Origin of the sequence: Paenibacillus sp. SSG-1 (assembly GCF_002224835.1) — a bacterium.
Taxonomy (GTDB): Bacteria; Bacillota; Bacilli; order Paenibacillales; family Paenibacillaceae; genus Paenibacillus_AQ; species Paenibacillus_AQ favisporus.
In genome coordinates this window covers 3,664,685-3,691,051 of sequence record NZ_MBRK01000001.1, presented here as the reverse complement: position 1 = coordinate 3,691,051, position 26,367 = coordinate 3,664,685, and the positions used below count along the sequence as shown (strand labels likewise).

At 54.3% G+C, this 26,367-nt stretch carries 18 protein-coding genes and 1 tRNA gene; 18 read left to right on the top strand and 1 reads right to left on the bottom strand.

Translation table 11 applies throughout. The features are described from left to right. The 12 genes from BCV73_RS16970 to BCV73_RS16915 all read left to right on the top strand — a co-directional run. Window positions 1-1,910 (top strand): dynamin family protein (locus tag BCV73_RS16970; RefSeq protein WP_179232021.1); only part of this gene is annotated, 1,910 nt, incomplete at its 5' end. Between the two features lie 445 nt (window positions 1,911-2,355). Then, entirely contained in the window at window positions 2,356-4,128 is a 1,773-nt protein-coding gene (locus tag BCV73_RS16965) for an ABC transporter ATP-binding protein (RefSeq protein ID WP_089548002.1), read from the top strand. After that, window positions 4,125-5,999: an ABC transporter ATP-binding protein gene (locus BCV73_RS16960; RefSeq protein WP_089548001.1), complete on the top strand. Its 1,875-nt coding sequence runs from the start codon at window positions 4,125-4,127 to the stop codon at window positions 5,997-5,999. The genes BCV73_RS16965 and BCV73_RS16960 overlap by 4 nt, the downstream gene beginning before the upstream one ends. A 562-nt stretch (window positions 6,000-6,561) precedes the next feature. Next, complete coding sequence (purT, locus tag BCV73_RS16955; protein ID WP_089550291.1) at window positions 6,562-7,752, top strand: formate-dependent phosphoribosylglycinamide formyltransferase; 1,191 nt, start codon at window positions 6,562-6,564, stop codon at window positions 7,750-7,752. Continuing rightward, window positions 7,742-8,203: a GNAT family N-acetyltransferase gene (locus BCV73_RS16950; protein ID WP_234489346.1), complete on the top strand. Its 462-nt coding sequence runs from the start codon at window positions 7,742-7,744 to the stop codon at window positions 8,201-8,203. Before purT ends, BCV73_RS16950 begins: the two co-directional genes overlap by 11 nt. Before the next feature lie 251 nt (window positions 8,204-8,454). After that, window positions 8,455-10,122 carry a response regulator gene (locus tag BCV73_RS16945; protein WP_089548000.1) on the top strand — a complete coding sequence of 556 codons (1,668 nt, stop codon included), beginning with the start codon at window positions 8,455-8,457 and terminating at the stop codon, window positions 10,120-10,122. Between the two features lie 44 nt (window positions 10,123-10,166). After that, complete coding sequence (locus BCV73_RS16940) at window positions 10,167-11,921, top strand: sensor histidine kinase (protein WP_076171727.1); 1,755 nt, start codon at window positions 10,167-10,169, stop codon at window positions 11,919-11,921. Next, entirely contained in the window at window positions 11,918-12,898 is a 981-nt protein-coding gene (locus BCV73_RS16935) for a substrate-binding domain-containing protein (protein ID WP_089547999.1), read from the top strand. The genes BCV73_RS16940 and BCV73_RS16935 overlap by 4 nt, the downstream gene beginning before the upstream one ends. Window positions 12,899-13,098: 200 nt before the next feature. Then, window positions 13,099-14,148, top strand: a complete 1,050-nt coding sequence (locus BCV73_RS16930) for a galactose ABC transporter substrate-binding protein (RefSeq protein WP_076170952.1) — start codon at window positions 13,099-13,101, stop codon at window positions 14,146-14,148. Window positions 14,149-14,243: 95 nt separating this feature from the next. Continuing rightward, entirely contained in the window at window positions 14,244-15,755 is a 1,512-nt protein-coding gene (locus BCV73_RS16925) for a sugar ABC transporter ATP-binding protein (protein ID WP_089547998.1), read from the top strand. A 23-nt stretch (window positions 15,756-15,778) separates the two neighbouring features. Further along, window positions 15,779-16,807, top strand: a complete 1,029-nt coding sequence (gene mglC / locus BCV73_RS16920) for a galactose/methyl galactoside ABC transporter permease MglC (protein WP_089547997.1) — start codon at window positions 15,779-15,781, stop codon at window positions 16,805-16,807. 257 nt (window positions 16,808-17,064) lie between these two features. Further along, window positions 17,065-17,814 carry a CAP domain-containing protein gene (locus BCV73_RS16915; protein ID WP_076170958.1) on the top strand — a complete coding sequence of 250 codons (750 nt, stop codon included), beginning with the start codon at window positions 17,065-17,067 and terminating at the stop codon, window positions 17,812-17,814. Window positions 17,815-18,004: 190 nt separating this feature from the next. On the opposite strand, the gene BCV73_RS16910 is transcribed toward BCV73_RS16915, so the two are convergent. Continuing rightward, a tRNA-Lys gene (locus BCV73_RS16910) sits at window positions 18,005-18,077 on the bottom strand. A gap of 192 nt (window positions 18,078-18,269) precedes the next feature. Between BCV73_RS16910 and BCV73_RS16905 the strand changes: the two genes are divergently transcribed. The 6 genes from BCV73_RS16905 to BCV73_RS16880 all read left to right on the top strand — a co-directional run bounded on the left by BCV73_RS16905 (window position 18,270) and on the right by BCV73_RS16880 (window position 26,339). Continuing rightward, window positions 18,270-19,118, top strand: a complete 849-nt coding sequence (locus tag BCV73_RS16905; RefSeq protein WP_089550290.1) for a GDSL-type esterase/lipase family protein — start codon at window positions 18,270-18,272, stop codon at window positions 19,116-19,118. Window positions 19,119-19,151: 33 nt separating this feature from the next. Further along, complete coding sequence (locus tag BCV73_RS16900) at window positions 19,152-20,135, top strand: ABC transporter ATP-binding protein (protein WP_089547996.1); 984 nt, start codon at window positions 19,152-19,154, stop codon at window positions 20,133-20,135. Beyond that, window positions 20,128-21,117 (top strand): ABC transporter permease, encoded by a 990-nt coding sequence (locus BCV73_RS16895; protein ID WP_076170962.1) that lies wholly within the window; start codon window positions 20,128-20,130, stop codon window positions 21,115-21,117. The genes BCV73_RS16900 and BCV73_RS16895 overlap by 8 nt, the downstream gene beginning before the upstream one ends. 81 nt (window positions 21,118-21,198) lie before the next feature. Next, window positions 21,199-23,181, top strand: coding sequence for a DNA topoisomerase IV subunit B (gene parE, locus BCV73_RS16890; protein WP_076170964.1), 1,983 nt, complete (start codon window positions 21,199-21,201; stop codon window positions 23,179-23,181). A gap of 11 nt (window positions 23,182-23,192) precedes the next feature. Continuing rightward, entirely contained in the window at window positions 23,193-25,658 is a 2,466-nt protein-coding gene (gene gyrA, locus BCV73_RS16885; protein WP_089547995.1) for a DNA gyrase subunit A, read from the top strand. A 276-nt stretch (window positions 25,659-25,934) separates the two neighbouring features. Further along, window positions 25,935-26,339, top strand: a complete 405-nt coding sequence (locus tag BCV73_RS16880) for a MarR family winged helix-turn-helix transcriptional regulator (protein WP_076170968.1) — start codon at window positions 25,935-25,937, stop codon at window positions 26,337-26,339. Window positions 26,340-26,367: the final 28 nt, after the last annotated feature.

Here is a 26,367-nt window from a genome sequence, read left to right as displayed (position 1 = left end):
GCGGCGCGGCCAAGGGCCGCCGCCAGCGGCTTGACGCGGCCGCGGCGCAGCTGCGCGAAGCGGCTGCGCTGCTGGGGCGCCATCCCGCGCTGGCATCTGCCGCGCGGGGTCTGGAGGGCCGAGCCGAGGCGCTGGCCGGCGGCTCGTTCACGATGGCACTGTTCGGCGCGTTCAGTGCCGGCAAGTCTTCGTTCGCCAACGCTCTGCTCGGCGACAGCGTCCTGCCCGTCTCGCCGCATCCGACGACAGCGGCGATCAACCGCATCCTGGCGCCTGAGGGCGAGTATGCGCACGGGACGGCCAGGGTGCAAATGAAGTCGGCCGAGGCCTTCCAGGACGATTTGGCATATTCCTTCTCGATCCTCCAGCTCAGCAAGCCGGAAGGCGACGGCTGGCTTGAGGCGGTACGTTCCATGAAGCCGGAAGGTGTGCATCCGGCCGGCCTGCCGCATTACGGATTTCTTAAGGCGGCCGCCGCGGGCTGGGAACTGGCGAAACCGCTGCTGGGCAGCGTTCAGACCGTTGATATGCCGGAGTACCGCTCTTTTGTAGCCGATGAGACTAAATCTTGCTTTGTCGACCGGATTGATCTGTATTACAGCTCTCCGCTGACGGAGCAGGGAATCGTGCTCGTGGATACGCCGGGGGCTGACTCACTGCACGCCCGCCATACCGGCGTGACGTTCCAATATATGAAGCAGGCGGACGCCATCGTTTTTGTAACGTATTATAATCACGCGTTTTCCAAGGGCGACAGGCAGTTCCTGACCCAGCTCGGCCGGGTGAAGGACAGCTTTGCCCTCGATAAAATGTTTTTCATCGTCAACGCGGCCGATCTGGCTGCTTCCCCGGAAGAGCTGGAGCAGGTCGTCAAGCATGTGGACGGCAACCTGAAAGCCCGGGGCATCCGGCTGCCGCATATTTACCCCCTCTCCAGCATGACCGCGCTCGAGGCGAAGCTGGGCGGAGATGAAGCCATGCTGGCGCAATCGGGACTCGGCGCATTTGAGGATGCGCTCGGAGTCTTCGCCGGGGAAGAGCTGCCCAAGCTGTCCCTTCAAGCTGCCGCATCCGAGGTGTCGGCTGCGCGGAAAAGGGCGGAGGAATGGGCGCGTCTGTCCCGGCAGGATGCAGGCAGCAGGCAGCGGCGCAAGCAGGAGCTGGTCCGGACAGCCGAGCAGGCCAAGGGGCTTGTCGGGCAGTTTGCCTCAATGCAGCAGGGGAACCTGATTGCACAGGAAACGAAAGAGCTGCTGTTCCACGTCAGACAGCGGATCGGTTTCGGAATGAGTGACTTTTTTAACGAAACGTTTCATCCTTCCGTTCTGCGTGAGGATGCGGGTCAGCTGAAGCGGGTGTTTGCCGGGTGCGGACGCGAGCTGGAACGGACGCTCGTCCGTGAGCTGGAACAGGAGCTGCTGGCCACGACGCTTCGATTGGAGAACAAAGGCAAACAAATCGTGCATGCGGCCGCCGTACAGACGACAGAGGATATATCCGCACTGGATGCCGGTTTGGTTCTGAATCCGCCGGAGGAAAAGGAGTGGGAAACGCCGGAGCTTAAGGAAGTTCAGCTGGAAGGCATCGTCGACTGGATCGCGGCCTGGGGTTATTTTAAATCGCCGAAGGCCTTCTTTGAAGGCGGAGGACGCGAAAAAATGCGTTCGGCTGTAGAAGAACAGATCAAGGAAGCGCTGAGCCGCGAAGTATCCGCGCAGGAAGGGCTGCTGTCTGATTTTTACGCGCAGCGGATGGGGGATGCACAGCGTAGGCAAGCCGGCGCCCTGCAGGAGCAGCTGAAGGAAACGGTCGATGCGCTGACCGCCTCGCTGGAACAGGGCGAACGGCCGGAGACGTGGGATACCCTCGCAGCCGAACTGCTTCATATTGAACAGCGAATGACGTCTTAGGAAACCGCACGGTCACGGAGCGGGACACCGATTCGTGTAAATACTCCATCACCGGCTAAGCCGGTAATTTATATGCCGAAGTCCCTGTTACAGGGGCTTTTTTATTTTCAATATGTAGGGGTAGTAAGTCCAGGTACTGACCGTAACGCTAACCTCACGAAGACCGTTTCGGACACCGAAAAATGGAAGCTTTCCCCCAAGTCAGGAAGCGCTTTTACAGCACCACCCGGCTTTTTATCGGGAAGCGCAGAGATTGAGAGGATTTGGCATGATTTGATAAGTAAACCGGGATTATATCCAGTTAATGCCGAACCATTGACAAAGCGGCGAAAATATGCGCTGTTATCCTCTTTGCCGCCTCTGAGAGACGGTGTTAAACTTCATAAATGTTCACAACTTACGCGAATGATTTTCAAGCATTCACATGACTCGAAGGAGGAGAACCATGAATGTTCTCAGGCAAATGCAGGGCTTTTTTTGGGCGAAGCGCAGTTTTCTTTATTTATCTATACTCTGCCTCGCCATAGCTACTGCGCTGGGGCTTGTTACCCCGAATTTGCTCCGGAAGCTGATCGACGAAGCGATCGTTCCGCAGCATTTTGAGCTCGTTCCCGCTCTGGCGCTCACCGTCATCGGTGTCGTCACCCTCAAAGCCGTCATGCAGTTTTTAAGCGGCATGCTCGGCGGAAGACTGGGGAACTATCTGGCATACCGTTTGCGTAACGGCTGCTATGAGAAGCTGCAAGTCTTGTCTTTCCGCTATTACGACACGGCCAGAACCGGCGACCTGATGTCCCGTCTGACCGGGGATCTCGAAGCGATCCGGCAATTTATCGCCTTCGGCATCCCGCAAATTTTGAACACGATCCTCATGGTTGTGTTCGGAGCGGTCATGATGCTGTCGATCAGCTGGCAGCTGACGCTCGCTACCATGATCAGTATCCCGTTCCTGGTGTTTGTCGCCCTGAAGTTCGAAGGCAAGATCCACCCGGCGTTCCAGGAAATGCGCCTGGCGCTGAGTGCGCTGACGACTTCGGTACAGGAGAACATTACAGGTGTTCGTACGGTCAAATCATTTGCGCGTGAGCCTCACGAAGTCGACAAGTTTTCCGTGCGTAACGAACGCTACAAAAACAACCAGATCTTCGCTTCGGGTCTGTGGAGCCGCTACTTTCCGGTCATGGAGCTTCTCGCGTCCATCTGCGTCGTGCTGCTCCTCGGTGTCGGAGGCACGCTGGTCATTCACCAATCGCTGTCGCTGGGCGAGCTCGTTGCCTTCTTCAGCTTGATCTGGTACATTATCGGACCGATGTGGAATATCGGTTATCTCATCAACAACTACACGCAGTCGGAAGCTTCGGGGGAGCGGGTGCTCGAGCTCCTGAACCAGCCGATTGACGTCAAGGATAAAGACAATGCCGTCGCTCTGTCTTCCGACGAAGTGAAAGGGCATGTCACCTTTGAACATGTTACCTTTGCTTATGGCAATAAGCTGGCCGCCATCCAGGACATTAATTTGGATGCGCCTCCAGGATCGGTCATCGGCCTGCTCGGCGGAACCGGATCAGGGAAATCGACGATCATCCAGCTGCTGATGCATGCGTATAACGTCAATAGCGGCAGCATCAAGCTGGACGGCAAGAACATTAATGATATTCAAGTCCGGAGCCTGCGCAGCCAAATCGCGTCGGTGTTCCAGGAGACGTTCCTGTTCTCGTCCAGCATCCGCAATAACATCGCCTACGGCCTGAAGGACGTAACGATGGACGAGATCATCCGGGCCGCCAAGCTGGCCAAAGCCCACGATTTCATTATGGAAATGCCGGACGGTTACGATACGGTGGTCGGCGAACGGGGCATGGGCCTCTCCGGAGGGCAGAAGCAGCGGATCGCGATTGCGCGCGCGCTGCTGAAGAATCCGAAGATCCTCATCCTCGATGACGCGACGAGCGCCGTCGACATGGAAACCGAGCATGAAATCCAGTCGGGCTTCCAGGAAGTTATGAAGGGACGGACGACGTTCATCATCGCCCACCGGATCTCTTCCCTGCGGCATGCCGACGAGATTCTCGTACTGAACGAGGGCAAAATCGTGCAGCGCGGCAAGCATGAAGAGTTAATCACGGTGCCTGGCCCTTACCAGGATGTATACCATATTCAATATGCAGACCACATTGCCCGGATGAATGGGAATGCAGGAGAGCAGGTGAGCTCATGAATCCCGCAGCGGAAACGAATAAACAGCGGCCGGGAGCCGCAAATAAGAACAACCCGAAGGGTAAGACGCCTGGTGTAACCGGCGAACGCTTCGTGTATCAGGATGACGAAGTCATCGAAAAGCCGTTTAACTGGTCTCAGCTGACCCGGCTGTTCGCTTATATGAAGCCTTATGCCAAGCAAATGCTGCCGCTCGTCCTGCTGATGATGGTCCTGGGGACGATTACGAAACTGACCGTTCCGTTCCTGACCAGTCAAGCGATCGACAAGGCGATCGCGCCGAAAGACGGTAATACGAACCTGACGCTCTTGTATCTGCTTACGGCAGCGGCACTTGTTCTTTACATTATTCAGTGGATCGCGAGTACGTACCGGATCCGCCTGACCAACATTATCGGACAGCGCGTCATCTACGACCTGCGTTCGCATTTGTTCCAGCACATCCAGAAGCTGTCCTTCAACTTCTTTGACAAGCGGCCGGCAGGCTCCGTGCTCGTGCGTATCACAAATGACGTCAACTCCCTGCAGGAGCTGTTCACCAACGGTGTCGTCAACCTGATGATCGACTGTGTCCAGCTGGTCGGGATCGTGGTCATTTTGATGCTGATCAACTGGAAACTCGGACTTGCGGTTGTTCTGACCGTGCCGATCATGTTTTTCATCTCCACAAAGCTGCGGGTCAAGATCCGCCGCGCCTGGCAGGAAGTGCGCATGAAGAATTCCCGGATCAACTCGCATTTGAACGAATCGATCCAGGGGATCCGCGTTACGCAGGCTTACACACAGGAGCAGGAGAACATCAAGTTTTTTGACAAAATGAACATGGACAGCAAAAAGTCGTGGGACCGTGCGTCCACGCTGAACCAAGGGTTCGGCCCGCTGATCGAAATCACAGGGGGCATCGGCACCTTGATCCTGTTCTGGTTCGGGGCTTACCTGATACAGGAGGGCCAGCTGACCGTTGGTCTCCTGGTCGCCTTCTCCAGCTATGTCGGCAACTTCTGGGAGCCGATCAACCGGCTCGGCCAAATGTACAATCAGCTGCTGGTGGCGATGGCTTCCTCGGAGCGGATCTTCGAATTTATCGATGAGAAGCCGCATATCGACGACAAGCCGAATGCCCGGCCGATGCCGAAAATTAACGGCGATATCAAGCTTGAGAACGTCGTGTTCGAATACGAGAAGGGCCGGCCGGCACTCAAGGGTATCAACCTTGACGTCAAGGCAGGTCAAACGATCGCCCTCGTCGGGCATACCGGTTCAGGAAAAAGTACAATCATTAATTTGCTCAGCCGGTTCTATGATATAACAGGGGGCAAAATTACGATTGACGGTCTGGACATCCGGGACGTGAAGCTGGATACGCTCCGCAGCCAAATCGGAATCGTGCTGCAGGACACGTTCATTTTCTCGGGAACGATCCGCGATAACATTCGCTTTGGCCGGTTGGACGCGACCGACGAGGAGATCGAGGAAGTAGCCAAGGCTGTCGACGCTCATGAATTTATTATGAAGCTGCCGAACGGTTACGATACGGAGGTCGAGGAGCGGGGGAACATGCTCTCCATGGGGCAGCGGCAGCTGCTGTCCTTCGCCCGGGCGCTTCTGGCCGATCCGCGCATTCTTATTCTTGATGAGGCGACGGCAAGCATCGATACGGAGACCGAGCTGAAAATTCAGGAAGCGCTGAAGGTGCTCCTGAAAGGCCGGACTTCCTTTATCGTCGCGCACCGGTTGTCGACGATCCGCCATGCGGACAAAATCGTCGTACTGGATCACGGCGAGATCAAGGAGGAAGGCAACCACCAGGAACTGATGCAGAAGCAGGGAACGTACCATGGTCTGATCGAAGCGCAGTTCCGGTTTGTCTAGGGATGATATAATATATAAGTTGACCTAAAGAATTCGATGCCAGCAAGGGAGTAAAATGATTCCGAAGAAGCGAAGCGGTCTTAAGAGCTTTCAAAAGGAAAGCTAACATCGTAAGCATATGCTTTGGCTTTCGGATTTCTGCCTCACGTAGGTTCCATAAAATCAAGAAATCCGAAAACAAGAGAGATCGTAGGAACATTTTACGTACTTGCTACCATCATCATTCATTTTTAAAACTTATATAGGCTTTCAGCCGAGCTGAATTGTTCTGGCCGAAAGATAAACTTCCGCATAAAAATGGACTGTCTTCCGTAGGTACATCGTTGGAGATATTATATCTTCCCCGGTCGCCGAAAGTTAACGGTGCGTTTACAGCCAATTAACAAACAACCAAAATTGTAAAATCAAGCAAGCTTCTCCAATGATCGCCATTCAAATAAGGAGAGATTGTGAATTTTGCAGGAAAATGTCGGAGCACTCTTGCATTCTTCCTTCGGAACCCCGAAAATGATAGAGAGGTATACATTTGTGGTATACATTAGTAGGGGGGAATTGGGAAGTGGTGTGGGGTGCTCCTTTTTCTGCACATGCTACAAAACTGCTGCTTCTAGGCAGCGGTGAATTGGGAAAAGAAGTAGTTCTCGAGGCTCAGCGTTTGGGCGTAGAAACCATTGCCGTGGACCGATATGAACACGCCCCTGCGATGCAGGTGGCCCATCGAAGCCATGTCATTGATATGCTCGATCCCGAATCGCTGAAGCGGATTATTCATCAGGAACATCCGGACATCATCGTCCCGGAAATTGAAGCTATAGCTACACAGGCTCTCCTTGAGCTGGAAGAGGAAGGGTACCGCGTCATTCCGACGGCTCGCGCCGCCCGGCTGACGATGGACCGCGAAGGGATTCGCCGCCTGGCTGCGGAAGATCTCGGACTTCCCACGGCGGATTATCGATTCGCCAACAGTCTGGAGGAGCTGCAAGAAGCGGTAGCCGTGCTTGGCACGCCCTGCGTGGTTAAGCCGATCATGAGCTCATCCGGTAAAGGGCAGAGCGTTTGCCGCACGCCAGAAGATGCGGAAGAATGCTGGAATGCAGCCCTGGAAGGCGGACGAGCGAAGAGCACCCGCGTGATCGTTGAAGCATTTGTTACGTTTGAGAGCGAAATTACGCTCTTGACGGTCCGCTCTGTGAGCGGAACCACCTTTTGCCCGCCGATTGGACATATTCAAAAGGACGGGGATTATGTAGAATCCTGGCAGCCTCATGTCCTTAGTGAAGAGCAGCTGCGGGAGGCAGAATCCATTGCCAAAGCCATTACAGACGAGCTCGGGGGATATGGCATTTTCGGAGTGGAACTGTTTGTTACCAAGCAAGGCATCATATTCAGTGAAGTATCCCCGCGTCCGCATGACACCGGCATGGTGACCATGGTGACGCAGGATTTATCGGAGTTCGCCCTGCATGTCAGAGCGATTCTCGGACTTCCGGTTACGTCGGTTGAACTGCTGACACCGGGAGCTTCGGCAACTTTGAAAGCGGTGAATGCAAGTACGAATTTTGCCGTCAGCGGTGTAGAGGAAGCACTGAGCCTTCCCCGGACACAGGTTCGGATTTTCGGCAAGCCTGAAACGAAGATCGGCCGGAGGATGGCGGTAGCGTTAAGCACTGACCCGGATATTCAGAAAGCACGGAACACGGCTAAGCAAGCCGCCAGTCTTTTAAAAGTGGAGGAATATGATCATGAACAGTAATTTGTCGGCTCCTACTTTGCAAATCCGTAAATCAAATTGCAATTGCGATCTGGAGTCTGTAACGGCGTTAATGCGCGAGCTCAACTATCCAACGACGATCAACGTTATGCGCGAACGGATGGAAGCCTCGGAAGACAATCCGAAACTGTGCACAATGGTAGCAGAGCTGGACGGAGAAGTTGTCGGCATGGTGGCGTTGAATCAAGTTCACTCCTATGCCACAGGCGAGACGGCGACTCAGGTATCCGCTTTGATCGTATCCGAGAAACACCGCGGCCAAGGGATCGGCAAGCGCCTGATCCGCAGCAGCGAAGAATGGGGAAGAGCCCACGGCAGCCAGGTTCTGTTTTTGACGAGCGGCAACCGTGTGGAACGTGCCCCGGCCCATGCCTTCTATGAACATATCGGTTTTGATAAAGTCGGCTACCGCTTCATCAGAAAGCTGAAATAATACCGATTTCCAACATACCGGCCCCCCTGCAGAGGAGGGCTTTTTTCTATTTCCTGTATCCTTAAGTACCGAAGTATTCTACAAACATGTTCAATATTTACAATACATATGAATTGATATACAATACGTGAGTGATATTTCGAAAGCGGTTACATTTTTCGACAAGACCAATGTGTTTTGGGGCTGGAGGAGCCGATTGTTCATGTTCTGACAAGTGTGAGTACAAATTTGGAACAGCCGAGGGATGAATGATGTATAAACTGCTGCTGGTGGAAGACGAAGAAGACGTCCGGGATGGGCTGGTCGAGGAAATCAGCTGGGAGCTTCACGGCTTTCAGGTGACGGGTACAGCCGAAAACGGACGCGAAGCGCTGGAATGGATGGAAAAGGAGATGCCGGACATCGTCGTGACCGACATCCAAATGCCCTTTATGAACGGCTTGGAGCTGGCCGCGTGGATCCGGGAGCATGCCCCGTCCACCAAAATCATTATTTTGACCGGATACGATGAGTTTGAGTATGCCCAAAAAGCGATTAAGCTGCAGATTGACGAATACGTGCTCAAGCCGTTTTCTTCCCGGGAGCTTGTGGATGTGCTGCTGAAGGTGAAGACGCATATGGATGCCGAGCGGGCTGAGAAGGAAAACGTCCAGCTGCTGATGGAGCATTACCGGAAAAGCATACCTGTACTCAGGGAGCTTTTTTTGTCTTCACTGGTGACCCGGAGGCTTACGCCTGAGGAATACATTGAGAAAGGAGCCAGTTACGGGATCAGCCTGGACGGGCAAACCTTTATGGCTTCGATCATTCGTCCCGATCCAGTGCAGAGAGAACGGGATGTCCGGGAGGAAGCGGAGGATCCGGCATCAGCGTTGTCGCTAAAATACTCGGAGGACCGGTACCTGCTGCTGTTTGCCGTGTACAACGTGGCGGCAGAGATTTGCCAATTGCGGCAAGGGTTCAAGGCGTTTATTCACCATAACGACTGCGTCCTCCTGTCAGTGCTGCCCGATGCGGATGAGAGCGCAGCGGCGCAGCGGACGCTGGAGCTGCTGGAGGAAATCCGTCTGAACGTGAACAAATATTTGAAGCTGACGGTGACGGCAGGGGCCGGCTCTGTATACCGGTCGCTGGGCGACGTGTTCGATTCTTACGCGGAAGCATCGCAGGCGCTGGACTATCGTCCTATTCTCGGCAACAACCGGGTCATTTGGATCGATGATGTGGAACAGCGGAAGGCGGATCCACTCGTATTCGATAGCCTGAAGGAGCAGGAGCTCGTCCGGAGCATCCGCGTAGGCACGGCGGAAGAGCTGGAGGAGACGGTAAGGCGGATGTTTGACGGCCTGGAGTCGTCCAAGGTCAGCGTGCAGGACTGCCAGGTGTATATCATCGGCGTGTTGACCGCCGTCATCCGGGTGGCGAAGGAGTTCGGCATCGAGCTTGAAGAGCTGTTTGGCCGTGGATCGCTGCCGTTCGCCGACATGTACCATTACAACAATTTACAGGAGCTGCGGGAGTGGATACACCGGGTATCCTCGCGGCTGATGATAACGATCGCGCAGGGAAGGCAGTCCGGATATAACCAGCTTGTTGAGGATGCCAAAGCGTATATTCATGAGCATTACCGGGAAAGCGACATTTCCATTAACAAAGTATGCCGGCATTTGCATATCAGCACCGGGTATTTCAGCAGCATTTTTAAAAAGGAAATGAAGATGACCTTCGTAGCCTACTTGCTGCATGTACGCATGGAAGCGGCCAAGGAGATGCTGCGGTCGACGCCGCTGAAAGCGTTCGAAATCGCCGAAACGCTTGGGTTCGCGGATCCGAACTACTTCAGCTTCTGCTTCCGCAAGAAGTTCGGCATTACGCCCAAAGAATACCGCAGCGGCCACGGAGGAGGCGAATCGGCTTGAAGATTCCGCATCGTCGTCTGAAGCCCCGTGCTCCCCGGCTGCCCATGTCCTTCCGGCTGCGGAGCATTCAAACGATCATCACCGCGACCTTTGCCGGTATGACGGTGCTCGTCGTCATCCTGGTCAGCATCATGCTGTACAACAAATTTTCCAAGACGGCGGAGGAGAACGCCTACCTCAATATTCAGCAAATTATCGAGCAGGTCAATTACCACCTGGAGCTGTATGTCAAAGGGATGCAGGACATTTATGCTGTAGTCGAGCAGCAGATTGATCAAACGGCTGACGTCAGCAGCGGGGTGCTCCGCGAGCAGCTGACGACACTGCTTCATACCCGGGAAGACCTTGTATCCGTAGCGCTGTTTACGCCCGAAGGCCGGCTGGTGCTGGACATTCCGAATGCGGAAATGCGCCGGAACACCAAGCTGACCGAACAGAGCTGGTACGAATCGGCACGGGAGGTGCCGCAGAAGCTGTCTTTTTCCCCGCCGCACATCCAAAATTTATACAAGGGCCAGTACAAGTGGGTCGTATCGTTAAGCCGCATGATCGAATATCGGGACCAGGGAAAAGTAAAGCGCGGAATTCTGCTCGTTGATGTCAACTTCCGGACGATTGATGAGCTGAGCCGCAAAGTGAGCCTTGGCAAACAGGGTTATGCTTACATCATCGACGAGCTGGGGAACATCGTCTACCATCCGCAGCAGCAGCTGATCTATGCCGGTTTGAAGTACGAAAATCTGGAGCCCGTGTTTGACTATGCCTATGGCAGCTATATTGATAAATCGACCGGCGTGCCGCGGTATATCACGATCCGGACGGTACAGCCCATCGGCTGGAAAATCGTCGGGGTCGCCTTTCCGGATGAAATTGTGACGACCAAGCAGGACCTGAATCAGTTTATTTTCTGGTTTCTCGTGGTCGTCATTACGGCTGTGGTACTCCTCGCTGTCTTCATCTCGGCGAAAATATCCCAGCCGCTCCGCCGCCTGGAGCGGTCGGTCCAAAGCGTCGGACAGGGGGATTTCAGCACGCCGATTTACGTCAGCGGCGCTTATGAAGTGGTGCAGCTGTCCAAGCGGTTTAACTTTATGCTGCACCGGATCCGCCAGCTGATGGACCAAATCATCCACGAGCAGGAAGCGAAACGGAAAAGCGAGCTGGATGTGCTGCAGTCGCAAATCAATCCCCATTTTCTCTACAATACGCTGAATTCGGTGATCCGGCTGGCGGAAAAAGGCAAAAAGGAAGAGGTAGTGACGACGATCACTTCGCTGTCCAAGTTTTTCCGGATCAGTCTGAGCAAAGGGAACACGATCATTACCGTGGAAGAAGAGCTGGAGCATGTGCGCCATTATTTGATCATCCAGAAGATCCGCTACAAGCATAAGTTCAATTATGAGATTCAATGCGATGAAGCCGCACGCTCCTGCAGGACGCTGAAGCTGATTCTGCAGCCGATCGTAGAGAACGCCATTTATCATGGAATCGAGAAAATGCCGGACGAAGGCTGGATCTCCATCTCGGCGGCGGTTCAGGGAGAGCAGCTCGTCTTGACCGTCAAGGACAACGGGCTTGGCATGACCCCGCAGGTGATGGATCAGATTCTCAGCGGTAACCACCGCAGCGGCAGCGGATCGGGTGTTGGCGTGAAGAACGTGAACGAGCGCATCCGGCTGTGCTACGGCAAGCCTTACGGTCTGCATTTTGCGAGCGAACTAGAAGAAGGGACAAGTGTTACGATCACGCTGCCGGCGGTATCGGACCGTGCGGAGGAACTGGAGAGGGGGATATCATGAGCTTAAGCCAAGGAATCGTCCGAGTAGCGCTGCTGCTTGCCATCTTGCTCCTCACGGGCTCTTGTTCCTCGTCGCCTCCGAATCTCCGCGCCACAGGCAAGCCGCGGACCATCGACATGATCGTCAAGATGAACCACGGCGACTACTGGAATACGGTGAAAATGGGCGCCGAGGTGGCGGCCAAAGAATTCAACGTTCAGCTGACGTTTAAAGCTCCTGATAACGAAAGCGATATCGGCGGGCAAATTCAGCTGATGGATCAGTCCATCCAAAACAAGGCGGATGCCATCATTCTGTCTGCGAGCGACTACATGAAGCTGGCCCAGGTGACCGACCGCGCGGCCTATTACAAAATCCCGGTCATCTCAATGGATTCCGAGGTGGCATCGGCCCGGGTCAAAACGTTCGTGGGCACGAACAACTACGAAGCGGGCCAGAAGGCGGCGGAGCGGATGGTCGCCCTGACCGGAACGAACAGCCGCATCGGCGTGATGAATTTTGTGCAGGGCTCCAAAAACGGCGACGAGCGCGAGGAGGGCTTTATGGATTATATCGCCCGGTTTCCCGGGGTTCAGGTCGTGGCCGTGGAATACTGCCAGTCCAATGAACAGCTGGCGCGTGAGCTCACCCGCAAAATGCTGAACGAGCATCCCGACATAAACGGGATTGTGGCGCTTAACGAAGTGGCGTCGATCGGCACCGGAGAAGAGATGCAGAAGCTGGGGGCCGGCGGACGCGTGAAGCTGATCACGTTCGACAGCCCGGCGAAAGTGATGGAGCTGCTGCAGGAGGGGATCGTGCAGGCGACGGTCATCCAGAACCCGTTTAACAACGGTTATTTGGCTGTGCAGTACGCAGTTGAAGCGATGGAGGGCCTGGACGTCCCTGAGCGCATCGATACCAAGTCCAAAATCATTGATCTCGACAATATGCTCTGGCCGGATAATCAGAAGCAGCTGTTTCCGTTTGTCCGCTGAGCTATTGGTGAACTGAGTGCCGCACCTCCTTAAGCGGCACTTTTTTTGCGTTCATCGCATCATGCTCCCCACGTCATGAGAATTTTCATAGAACACATGAGAATTTTATATTCGAATCCGCCCGCGGATACAGCATAATGTAAACGTATCCAAGAGATACGAGAGGCACGTTAAAGAGAATATCAGGAGGTCTGTGAACGATGAAAAAAATCACTTCCGTCATCCTAGCCGGTGCGCTGCTGGGTACGGTCATGGCCGGCTGCTCGAACTCCGGCGACAAATCCTCGGGGGCTTCGGGCGGCAGCGCGGACAGCGGCAAGGAGCCGTCCATCGGGGTAGCCATTTATAAATTCGACGATACGTTCATGACGGGTGTACGTAATGCCATCAAAACCAATGCGGAAGGCAAGGCAAAGGTGGATATTGTGGACAGCCAGAACTCCCAGCCGACCCAAAACGACAAGGTCGATCTGTTCATTACCAAAAAGACCGATGCGCTGCTGATCAACCCGGTGGACCGCACGGCGGCCGGCGTCATTATCGACAAAGCCAAAACGGCCAGCATCCCGGTCGTCTTCCTGAACCGTGAGCCGCTGCCCGAAGACATGAAGAAATGGGACAAAGTGTATTACGTCGGCGCCAAAGCCGAAGAATCCGGCACGATGTCCGGGGAGCTGATTGCGGACTATTGGAAGGCCCATCCGGAAGCGGATAAAAACAAGGACGGTGTCCTGCAGTACGTCATGCTCAAAGGAGAACCCGGACACCAGGATGCGGAGCTGCGCACCAAGTACTCGATTCAGGCGATCGAAGACGCAGGCATCAAGGTCGAGAAGCTGGCGGAAGACACCGCGATGTGGGACCGCGTGAAAGGGCAGGAGAAGATGGCCGCTTTCCTTGGCTCGCATGGTGATAAAATCGAAGCCGTTCTCGCGAACAACGACGACATGGCGCTTGGCGCGATCGAGGCGCTGAAAGCGGCAGGCTACTTCACGGGCGGAAAAACGATGCCGGTTGTCGGCGTGGACGCCACGGCGCCGGCGCTTCAAGCACTGCAGGACGGCACGCTGCTCGGCACAGTGCTGAACGATGCGAACAACCAGGGCAAAGCTTCCGTGACGCTGGCCACGCTGCTGGCCAAGGGCGAAACGCCGACCAAGGAGAACGTCGGATTCGACATTACGGATAATCAATACGTGTGGATTCCTTACAAAAAAATTACCAAAGACAACATCGACGATGCGAAGTAAGCCGACAGGCTGGACTTAAACTAACCATCCCCGGAAAGGGCGGACGAGAAGCGCGGTCCGTCCTTTCCTCTGGATGAGGGCAGGGAGCGGAAGTTATGGCTGAGCGTGAATTTTTACTGGAAATGAACCGGATCAGCAAAGAGTTTCCCGGCGTTAAGGCGCTGGACGGGGTTACGCTGCAGGTAAGGCCCGGTACGGTTCATGCCCTGATGGGGGAGAACGGTGCCGGCAAGTCCACTTTAATGAAATGCCTGTACGGCATTTATTCGCCGGACGCGGGCGAAATTCTGCTGGACGGCAATAAGGTCCAGATCAACAATTCCAAGGATGCGCTGAACCTGGGGATTTCGATGATTCATCAGGAGCTGCATCCGGTGCCTTTTCGCAATGTGATGGAAAATATTTGGCTGGGGCGTTTTCCGACAAAGGGCGCGGGATTCATCCGGTTTATCGACCATAAAAAAATGTACCGGGACACGAAGGAGCTGTTCAAGCAGCTGGACATTGATATTGATCCGGACGTGATGGTCGGCAAGCTGTCGGTCTCCAAAATCCAGTCCATCGAAATCGCCAAGGCAGTATCCTTTCATGCGCGGGTCATCATCATGGACGAACCGACGTCGTCCTTGACCGGTGTGGAAGTCGAGCATTTATTCCGCATCATCCGTGATCTTAAGAAACGCGGGGTGGCCATCATTTACATCTCGCACAAAATGGAGGAAATTTTGCAAATTTCCGACGATGTCACGATTATGCGCGACGGCAGCAAAATCGGCACATGGCCGGCCAGCGAGCTGACCACAGAGATGATTATCGCGAAGATGGTCGGACGGGACCTGACACACCGGTTTCCGGAGAAGGAAAACGTGCCTGGCGAAGTGATTTTGAAGGTTGAGGGCGTGACTTCGCCCATTCCGAAATCGTTTAAAGACATTTCTTTTGAGCTGCGCAAAGGGGAAATTCTCGGCATCGGGGGATTGGTCGGCGCCCAGCGTACCGAGCTGATCGAAGCGTTGTTCGGACTGAGGGACATCGCCTCGGGCTCCATTTCCTTGAACGGCAGGCCGGTCAAAATCAAGTCGCCGGAGGACGCGAAGAAGCTCGGTATGGCGCTGCTGACGGAAGAACGGCGGGTCACCGGCATCTTCTCCGTTCTGCCTGTGCACGAAAACGCGGCAATCGCCAATTTGGGGAGATACCGCAAAGCGTTGTTCCTGCTGGACGGCAAACGCAAAAAGCAGGAAGCCGATCAAATGGTGGAGAAGCTGCGCACCAAAACGCCGACCACCCGGGCGCTGATCATGAACCTGTCCGGCGGTAACCAGCAGAAGGTGCTGCTGGCCAGATGGCTTTTGACCGAACCCGAAATTCTGCTGCTGGATGAGCCGACAAGGGGTATCGACGTCGGAGCGAAGTTTGAAATCTATACGATCATCAAAGACCTGGCGAAACAGGGGAAAAGCATCATCATGATCTCCTCCGAAATGCCGGAGCTGCTCGGTATGTCGGACCGGATCATGGTGATGTCCGAAGGACGGCTGACCGGCATCGTGGACGGAAGCAGCGCCACGGAAGAAGAAATCATGCGTCTGGCCGCCCAGCATTAGGGAAAGCCGAAGGAGGAACTAACATGCTGAACACCAATAAAATCAACACAGGCAGGAGATTTCAGGGATTTGCCTCGCAGTATGCGATTTACATCGTGCTGGTGCTGCTGGTCATCGGGATTACGATCTACAATCCTTCTTTTCTGTCCGTAAACTCGCTGCGGGACATTCTGATCCAGTCATCGACCCGCGCCATCATCGCGCTTGGCGTTGCGTTCATTTTGATCACGGCCGGAACCGACTTGTCGGCTGGCCGAATCGTCGGCCTGACCGCGGTTATCTCGGCATCCATGCTGCAGAGCTCGGACTATGCTGCGCGTTTTTTTCCGAATCTGCCGCATCTTCAAGTATGGCTGCCCATTGTCCTGGCGATTATCGTCGGCCTGCTGTGCGGATTGGTTAACGGGCTGGTCGTCTCGAAGCTGAACGTTCCGCCGTTTATCGCAACGCTTGGCACGATGGTTGCCGTGTACGGCCTGAACTCGCTGTATTTTGATATGGAGCCGAATAACTCCCAGCCGATCGGGGGTCTGCGCAAAGATTTCACTGCGATCGGAACGGGATATATCGGCGAAGGGCAGTATTCCGTGCCTTATATCGTGCTGATCGCCATTTTCGTGGCGTTCATCGTGTGGGTCATTTTCACGAAAACGAAGCTTGGAAAATACATGTACGCAATCGGCGGCAACATCCAGGCGGCTAAAGTATCGGGCATCAACGTCGCCAAGTACCTGATTTATATCTATGCTATCGCAGGCGCCCTCTACGGGCTGGCGGGAGTGCTCGAAGCCTCCAGAACCGGCGGCGCAACGAACAACTACGGGAATATGTACGAGCTGGACGCCATTGCGGCCTGCGTCGTCGGCGGGGTGTCGACCACCGGCGGCATTGGCACGGTGCCCGGCGTCATGGTGGGCGTGCTGATCTTCACGATCATCAACTATGGCTTGACCTTTATCGGCATCAGCCCTTACTGGCAGCTCATCATTAAGGGATTGATCATCGTAGCGGCCGTCGCTTTCGACATGCGGAAGTATGCTGCCAAAAAGTAATAGGCCATAAAGGAATCGATCTTCTCGTTATGCAAACAAGCTGCGGCATTTCATGCTGCGGCTTATTTGTGCTGGAGCTGGAGTAGTTCGGCTGAAAGAAGGACGGATGGTTGATGTAAGAAGGTTTACCAATATTTGAGGCGTAGCCAGAAGAAACAAACATGTTACAATGTGAGGGTAGATTGTTTACAACTTTGTAACCTGTGTAAACGAAATCAACTTACGATAATTCACTGCGAAAAGGAGATGTTTGCAAGATGAAAAACAGAATGATGAAGACCATCGCCGGAGGAGCTTTCGCTGCCGTACTGGCTGCAGGACTGATTGGGTCCGGATCTGCATCAGCCGCTTCTGCCACCTCCGCTCCTCAAAAACAAGATCTCGGCAGCCTGCAGGCTTACCTGGAGCAGCTGCTGCAAAATAACGGCGGTTCTTTGAATTGGAACTTCGTATACGAGCTGCCTTCCAATGGGCAAGTAAACGTACCGACAACGGGAACGGACAAGCCTACGACGACCAAACCTTCCACGCCGCAAACAAGCAAGCCTTCGGCTCCACAGACGAGCAAGCCGTCGACGCCAACAACTACGACGCCTTCGACTCCGTCCAACAACAGCGGAAGCAACACGGCGGACAAGTCAGGCTATGCCGCTCAAGTGATCAAGCTGGTTAACCAGGAACGTGCGAAAGCCGGCCTTGGTGCGCTGAAGGAAAATACGAAGCTGTCCGGTATGGCGATGGACAAAGCGAAAGACATGTACAGCAACAATTACTTTGACCACAATTCTCCAACGTACGGATCTCCGTTTGACATGATGAAGAAGTACGGCATTTCTTACAGCTATGCTGGCGAGAACATCGCCAAAGGCCAAAAGGATCCGGCTGACGTCATGAATGCGTGGATGAACAGCGAAGGCCACCGCGCGAACATTTTGAACAGCCATTACACCACGATCGGCGTGGCCTACTATAATGGGGTCTGGGTTCAAGAGTTTATTGCGAACTAATCATTCATATATCATCTAAACAAAAGGGGTGCCCCATGGCCGTTCGGCAGGGGTACCCCTTTTATTTTAAGAAAAGTTCGGTCAATCCCTCGGGAATTTGGAAAACCGGGTCTGGACGGTGAGTCAGATGATTGCATACGAATTGAAAAAAGCAGAACCCGCATGCTTCAGCATACGAATTCTGCTTTGATGGGTTATGCAGGGGTCGAACCTGCGACCTGCCGATTAAGAGTCGGCTGCTCTACCAGCTAAGCTAATAACCCGCGTCGTCTAACAGGGAATATTATAACTCCGTTTCTCCCCGATATCCACTATGTTCACAAAATCGACAAAAAAGGCTGGCGTTAAAACCGGGAATATGGCATGATTTGCAAATTGCCGGGAGAAGTTTTATGTTTATGTACATAACGTTTACGGAAACGACCGTTCAGATTGATCTGTGGAGGGATTATGTCTTGAGTTCATCGAAGTGGATTTGGCGGATTATCGGCATTCTGTCCATCGCGGCAACGCTCCTCCTCATCGCCGGCTTCGCATACGCGGTACAGGATATCAACCATCCCCAAGGCAGCAAGTTAAACCTGTCGGCTCCTTCCGCCAAACCTGAAGGAACGGCACCGGGCAATATTGAACAGAAAAAAGAGCTGAAGGCTGCGGTCATTGGAGATTCCCTGGCCAAAGGAACCGGCGACAGCACCGGGAGCGGCTTCGCGCGGCGAAGTGTGACCAAGCTTGCGGAGGCTACGGGCAAGAAGGTGACCCTGTTGAACAATCTTGGCATTAACGGGCTGACCACATCCGGATTGCTTCCGAAGTTAAAGGAACAAGGGACCCGGTACGTGCTTGGCGAGGCGGACATCATTCTGTTGTCCATCGGGGGCAATGATTTGTTCCAGGGGGCGGATCTGCTGTCAGGCAGCCAGACCGGTACCGCGGGCAACGACGGAGAGGCTGCGGATCTGGACCCTGATGAGCTGCTGGAAGCGCTGCCCCAGGCGAAGAAACAGCTGCAGCAAATTTTGGAGCAAATCCGGAAGATCAACCCGGATGCGCTCATCATTTACGTCGGGCTCTATAATCCGTTTGTAGACGTGACGGATCTTAAAGTGGCCGGTAATCAGGCCGTTTCGGAGTGGAACAGTGCCGCGCTCACGGTCATCAATAAATATGACAACATGACGCTTGTTCCGACGTTCGACCTGTTTCAGCACAGTTTGAACAAGTATTTGTCGACGGACCATTTCCATCCGAACGATCAAGGATATGAGCGGATTGCCGAACGAATTGTACAGGGAATGTTGTGAGAAAGAAGCGGGAAAGGGGCGTCAGGCGCGCATATGTCTGAAGGAAGCATCTTGAAATCGCAGGATGACGTCGTTCTGTCGGTGGAGCATGTGAAGAAGAAGATCGGACGGAAGTGGATCATTCACGATGTCACCTTCGACGTCCGGGAGGGCGAAGTGTTCGGCTTTCTGGGCCCGAACGGGGCTGGCAAAACGACGACCATCCGCATGCTGGTGGATTTGATCAAGCCGACCAGCGGTACCATCCGGGTGTGCGGATACGACGTGAACAAGAATCAGGAGCAGGCGCTCCGGTTCGTAGGCTCGATCGTCGAAAACCCGGAGGCGTATACTTATTTGACAGGATGGGAGAACCTCGAGCATTTTGCCCGGATGCAGCGCGGCATAGACCGTCAGCGTATCCAGGAAGTGGTTGACATCGTCAGGCTCGACCAGCGCATTCATGACAAGGTCAGCACGTATTCGCTCGGGATGAGGCAGCGGCTTGGAATCGCCCAAGCCCTTCTGGGACGGCCCAAGCTGCTGATCCTGGATGAGCCGACCAACGGGCTCGATCCGAAAGGAATCAAGGAGCTGAGACAGTTTATCCGTCAGCTGGCCGATGAAGGGCTCGCCGTATTTGTGTCCAGCCACCTGCTGAGCGAAATTCAGCTGCTGTGCGACCGGGTAGCCATCATCAGCAAGGGTCGCGTACTGGCCGTGGGTCCTGTTGAAGAGCTGGTATCGGAAAATGCCCAATATGTCATATGGGATCTCTCTTCCGTGGGAGAAGGCAGGTCCTTACTCAGCCGGCAGGCAGGCGTAGAGGTGATTTCGGACGCCGAAGAGGTGCTCGATGACGCCATCATCGCCGGTATGGGGCAGGAAGCGATCGTGACCCGGATGGACGAACAGCATGTCGCCTCCATCGTCAGACAGCTCGTTTCAGCAGGGATTGAAGTCAATGGCGTGCATAAAATTAATCCGACTCTGGAACAGCTGTTCCTCAAAATGACGGAAGGTGAGAGCATTGATTAACCTGCTTCCGCTGGTCAAAAACGAAACGATCAAAATTATCAAAAAGAAACGGTTTTATGTCGTATTGCTCATCCTGGTCGTCCTGGTGCCCATGTTCACCTATGCCCAGATGCGCTCGGCCGAACGGACGCGCGAGAAGTTTCATGGCGATTGGCGGCTTGAAGTTCAGCAGCAGATCACCGATAATGAAAATTCACTCAGCAGCGACCGCGTTCCGGATGAATGGAAAAAGTTCCGGAAAATTTTTATCCAGCAGCTGCAGTATTACCTGGACCATGACGTGAACCCGAACGAGCCGAACGGCGTCACCTTTACCCGCGAGTTTTTGGACAACTCCATTTCCTTGTTCATACCTCTGTTGGTAATGGCGATCGCCTCGGATATCGTATCGGGCGAGAGGACATCGGGCACGATCAAAATGCTGCTGACCCGGCCGGTCAAAAGGTGGAAGGTGCTGCTCAGTAAACTAATCGCGCTGGTCATGTACAATTCGTTAATCGTCGTGGCGACGGTCATCATCACTTATTTGATTTCGGGCGCAGTATTTGGCTACAAAGGCTTTACGATTCCGGTGTTCACCGGCTTTCTTATCCGCGGCTCGGAAGTGGATATGACCGCCGTTCATGCCGTCCCGCAGTGGGAATACCTGCTGATGCAGGCGGGTCTAGCCTGGTTCGTCAGCCTTGTCGTCGGGGTGCTCGCATTTATGGTGTCCGTGCTTGTCCGCAGTACCGCCGCAAGTATCGTCGTCATGATGGCTGCGCTCATTGCCGGCTCTATATTGACGAACATGGCGTCCGCATGGAACAGCGCCAAATATTTGTTTATGGTCAACCTGCAGCTGACCAACTACCTGTCGGGCACACCGGCGCCGATCGAGGGCATGAGCTTGACGTTTTCCCTCATCGTGCTGACGGTTTGGGGGGCTGCTGCGATTGCAATCTCTTTCCTTGTCTTTACGAAAAGGGATATCTTGAATTAAAATGGACAAGGATAACAAAACATCTGTTTGCATTTTGGATGAAATTCATCCTACATAAAGAAACACAAAGGGGGAGCATGAATGGTCGAGCAGATCGATATGTTTGCAGAGTCATCAAAGGGCGGCCCGAACGGCCAAACCGGATACGATGCTGACGACATTCAAGTGCTCGAAGGCCTGGTTGCGGTTCGCAAACGGCCAGGTATGTATATTGGCAGCACCAGCTCATCCGGACTTCATCATCTGGTATGGGAAATTGTTGATAATGCTGTAGACGAGCATTTAGCCAAATACTGCACGAGAATTGATATTACGGTACACAAAGACGGATCTATCACCGTTTTGGACAACGGACGGGGGATACCGACAGGAATGCACAAGACGGGTATCCCTACGCCGCAGGTAGTATATACCATCCTGCATGCCGGCGGTAAATTTGGCGGATCGGGTTACAAGAAGTCCGGCGGTTTGCACGGAGTAGGCGCTTCGGTGACCAACGCACTGTCGGAATGGCTTGAGGTGGAAATTTACCGGGAAGGCAAGATTCACCGGATGCGTTTTGAATATTGGCAGGACAAGAACGGCAAGGAGCACGTCGGCGAGCCGGTGACCGGCCTGGAAGTGCTGGGCAATACGAACAAGACCGGCACCAAAGTGACGTTTAAGCCTGACGCGCGTGTGTTTCAGGGCGGTATCAACGTAACTTACGATACCCTCGCCGAACGGCTTCAGGAAATTGCGTTCTTGAACTCCGGGCTGCGGATCGTCCTGAAGGACGAGCGTGCGGACCGCCAGGACGAGTTTTTCTATGAAGGCGGCGCCAGCCAGTTCGTCGAATTTCTGAACGAAGGCAAAGACGTCATGCATGACGTCATTCACTTTTATGGGGAAAAGGAAGACGTCGAGGTCGAAGTGGCCCTGCAGTACAACGCAGGATATACCGAAACGATCGCCTCGTTCGTCAACTCGATTCCTACGCGCGGCGGCGGTACGCATGAAACAGGCTTTAAAACGGCCTACACACGCGTGATGAACGATTATGCCCGCAAAAATCACCTGCTGAAAGAAAAGGACAAAAACCTTGAGGGGAACGATCTGCGCGAAGGCATGATGGCGGTCATCAGCGTTAAGATGGCCGAGGTCGAATTCGTGGGACAGACCAAGGACCAGCTCGGCAGCGCTTCCGCGCGGAGCACCGTCGATGCGGTCGTTTCGGAGAAAATGCAGATTTTCCTCGAGGAAAATCCGCAGGTGGCCCAGACGCTGATCAAAAAGGCGATCCAGGCCTCCAAAGCGAGGGAAGCCGCGCGGAAAGCGCGCGACGATATGCGCAGCGGCAAGAAGCGCAGCGAGAGCTCGAATCTGGGCGGCAAGCTGGCGCCGGCGCAGTCGAAGGATTTTACCCGTACGGAGCTGTTTGTCGTGGAAGGGAACTCTGCGGGCGGATCGGCCAAGCAGGGCCGGGATTCCAAAATTCAGGCCATCCTTCCGCTGAAGGGGAAGCCGATGAATCCGGAGAAGGCGAAGCTCGCCGACATTATGAAGAACGAAGAATACCGGATGATCATTTCCGCCATCGGGGCCGGCATCGGCAACGAGTTTGAAATCGAAGACAGCAATTACTCCAAAATTATTATTATGACCGACGCAGACACGGACGGAGCGCACATTCAAGTGCTGCTGCTGACCTTTTTCTACCGTTACATGAAGCCGCTGATCGATGCCGGAAGAGTGTATATCGCTCAGCCTCCGCTGTACAAAATTACGCGGAAATCCGGCAAGCTGGAGACGATCCGTTATGCATATAACGACGAGCAGCTGCAAAACTATCTGAAAGAGTTCGGTAAAAACTACGAGCTTCAACGCTACAAGGGACTCGGCGAAATGAACCCCGAACAGCTGTGGGAAACGACGATGAACCCGGATACCAGAACGCTGCTGCAGGTGCAGATCGAGGATGCCGCCAAGGCCGAACGGCGCGTCTCCACGCTGATGGGCGACAAGATTGATCCGCGCAAGCGCTGGATCGTGGAAAACGTGGACTTTAGAGAGTTCGAGGAATAGAAGGTGAATGGATGAGCTTATCGGAACAATTTTTGCCGGCCTTTCTGGAGGAGGTCGTCGGCGACCGCTTTGGCCGGTACTCCAAATATATTATTCAGGACCGGGCCATTCCCGACGTGCGGGACGGCCTGAAGCCTGTTCAGCGCCGGATTCTGTATGCAATGTACGATTCGGGCAACACACCGGATAAACCTTACCGCAAATCCGCCAAAACCGTCGGGGACGTCATGGGCAACTATCACCCCCACGGGGATGCGTCCATCTATGACGGCATGGTCCGGATGGCCCAGCCTTGGAAGATGGGGCATGTGCTGGTGGACGGTCACGGCAACTGGGGTTCGATTGACGATGACCCGGCCGCAGCGATGCGGTACACGGAAGCCCGCCTGTCGCCGATCGCCATGGAGCTGCTGCGGGATATTGAGAAGCGCACCGTACAGTTCAAGGACAACTTTGATAATACCGCCAAGGAGCCGGTCGTTCTTCCTTCCAGATATCCGAATCTGCTGGTCAACGGGGTCAGCGGCATTTCCGCCGGTTTTGCAACCGAAATTCCGCCGCACAATCTGCGCGAGGTGATCGACGCATGCATCGCCGTCATGCAGAAGCCGGAAATCGAACTGGACGAGATTATGACCTTTATCAAAGGTCCGGACTTTCCGACGGGCGGCCTGATCATGGGCGGCGACGGAATCAAGGAAGCGTACCAGACGGGCAAGGGACGGATTTATCTCCGGTCTAAGGCGGACATCGAGTTTTTGCGCGGCGGCAAGCAGCAAATCGTCATTACCGAAATTCCGTACCAGGTCGTCAAATCGCGTCTGGTGACACAAATGGAGAATATTCGACTCGAGAAAAAAATCGAGGGAATTTCGGAGGTTCGTGACGAAAGCGGCCGCGAAGGATTGCGCATCGTTGTCGAAATCAAGAAGGAAGCGGATGCCCAGGGCATTCTGGCGTATCTGCTTAAGAAGACCGATTTGCAGGTGACGTACAACTTCAACATGGTCTCCATCGTCAACAAGGCGCCGCAGCAGCTTGGACTGAAGGCGATGCTGCAGGCCTACATCGAGCATCAGCGCGAGGTCGTGACGTACCGGACGCAGTTTGACCTCGAGAAGGCGGAGGCCAGAGCCCATGTGCTGGAAGGTCTTGTCAAGGCGCTGAACATTCTGGACGAAGTCATCGCGGCGATCAAGGCTTCCAGCAACCGTCAGGATGCGCAGAACAACCTGCAGTGGATGTTCGGGTTTACGGAGCGTCAGGCCGATGCGATTCTGACCCTGCAGCTGTACCGTCTGACCAACCTGGAGATCACGACGCTGCAGAAGGAGCTGGACGAGCTGCAAAAGAAGATCGCCCAGTACCAGGCGATTCTGGAGAGCGACAAGAAGCTGATCGCGCTGATTCGCAAGGAGCTGCTCGAAATCCGCGACAAATACGGCGTGGACCGGCGCTCTTCCATCCAGGGCGAGGTTGAGGAAATCAAGGTCAACCTGGAAGTCATGGTCAGCTCGGAGGATGTGCTCGTAACTCTGTCCAACGATGGATACATCAAGCGGACAAGCATGCTGTCGTTTACGCGCTCCGGCGGGGAGCTGGACAGCTCGGGGGTGAAGGAAGGCGATTATGTCAACAGGGTGCTGGAGGTCAACACGCTGGATAATTTGCTGATCTTTACGCAGCGTGGCCAGTTCTTCCTGCTGCCGGTGCATCAGGTGCCGGAGTTCAAGTGGAAGGACCCGGGAACGGCGATCGTCAACGTCATTAACCTGGCGAAGGAAGACGAGATTGTCGGGGCCATCCCTGTCAACAATTTTGATCAGCCGGATAAATCGCTCGTCTTCGTGACCCGCAAGGGCCAAGTGAAGCGGACGGAACTGAAAGAATACATGACAAACCGCTCCAGCGCGGTTGCTGCTTGCAAGGTCGGCAGCGACGATGCGGTCCTGACGGTAACGATGAGCAATAACGACAAAGACATTTTGCTGGTCAGCAGGGACGGCATGAGCATCCGCTTCAAGGAGCAGGAGGTTAATGCGATGGGCCGCGTATCCGCCGGGGTGCGCGGAATTCAGCTCAAGGAAGGCGATGAGGTCGTATCCGCCTTGTGGGTAGAAGAGGACGAGGGCGAAATCCTCACCCTGACGGATCTGGGCTACGGCAAACGGACGCTGCTGGCGGACTATCTGCCGCAGAGCCGCGGCGGCAAGGGACTGGCTACGTTCGAGTTCAAGGAAGGCAAGCGGGTGAAGCCGAACGGATCCCGCATCGCGGGAGCTTTTTATTGCCGCGAGCCGCTTGAGATCACGGCCATGACCCAAGCCGGCCAAAGCTTCAGCTTCAATTCGGAGCAGGCGCCGCTCGCCGAGCGGAAATCGATCGGCAAGCTGCTCGTGCATGTGGAGAAGAAAGACGAGATTGTCGATTTGCTCGTGACCGGCTCTGAGCCGAGCCGGACGGAGTCCAAATCATAAATTATTGCTCAAAGGGCATCCCGGGCTGCGGGATGCCCTTTGTTTTTAACCGAAAATTTTTAAAAATTTCGTGGCTCCCCGAAAAGGTTCTAAATGGGCACGGGAAGGCCATCGGAGCCGCGTTTTAGGGGATGTTTTTCCTGTAAATTTACACAGTTTTCACGAACCAAGCAAAGAAATTTTTCATGGTGAAGAAGGAATTGCTTTAAATTGCGCGAAACTTAATCATGTAAATCATGACGATTACAAGATACTGAGCGAAAGGAAGGATATACAGTGCAGACTTCCGAATTTGCGAAAATGTGGTCTAAACTAAGCAAAGATTACAAATTACATATGGAAAACGAGCTCGCTCCGGCCCTGACAGAGTCTCAGCTAACTGTACTTGAAGTGCTGAGCGATCAGGAACGGATGAAGCCTTCGGATTTGACCCCGCTGCTGGCGACAAGCCCTGCCGCGGTCACCATGCTGCTGGACCGCATGGAGAAGAACGGGCTGATCCAGCGCGAGCGGGATTTGAACGACCGGCGGATCGTGTGGGTGTCCATTTCGGAAAAGGGCAAGAACGAAGTGCTCCGCGGTCTGCAGATCCGCGATGCGTTCCTGTCCGGCGTGCTGAGCCGAATCTCGCTTCACAACCAGCAGCTGCTGGTGTATCTATTGGGCAAAATCACGGCCTAAACCGCGCCGGGCGTGTTGGAAGGCGCCG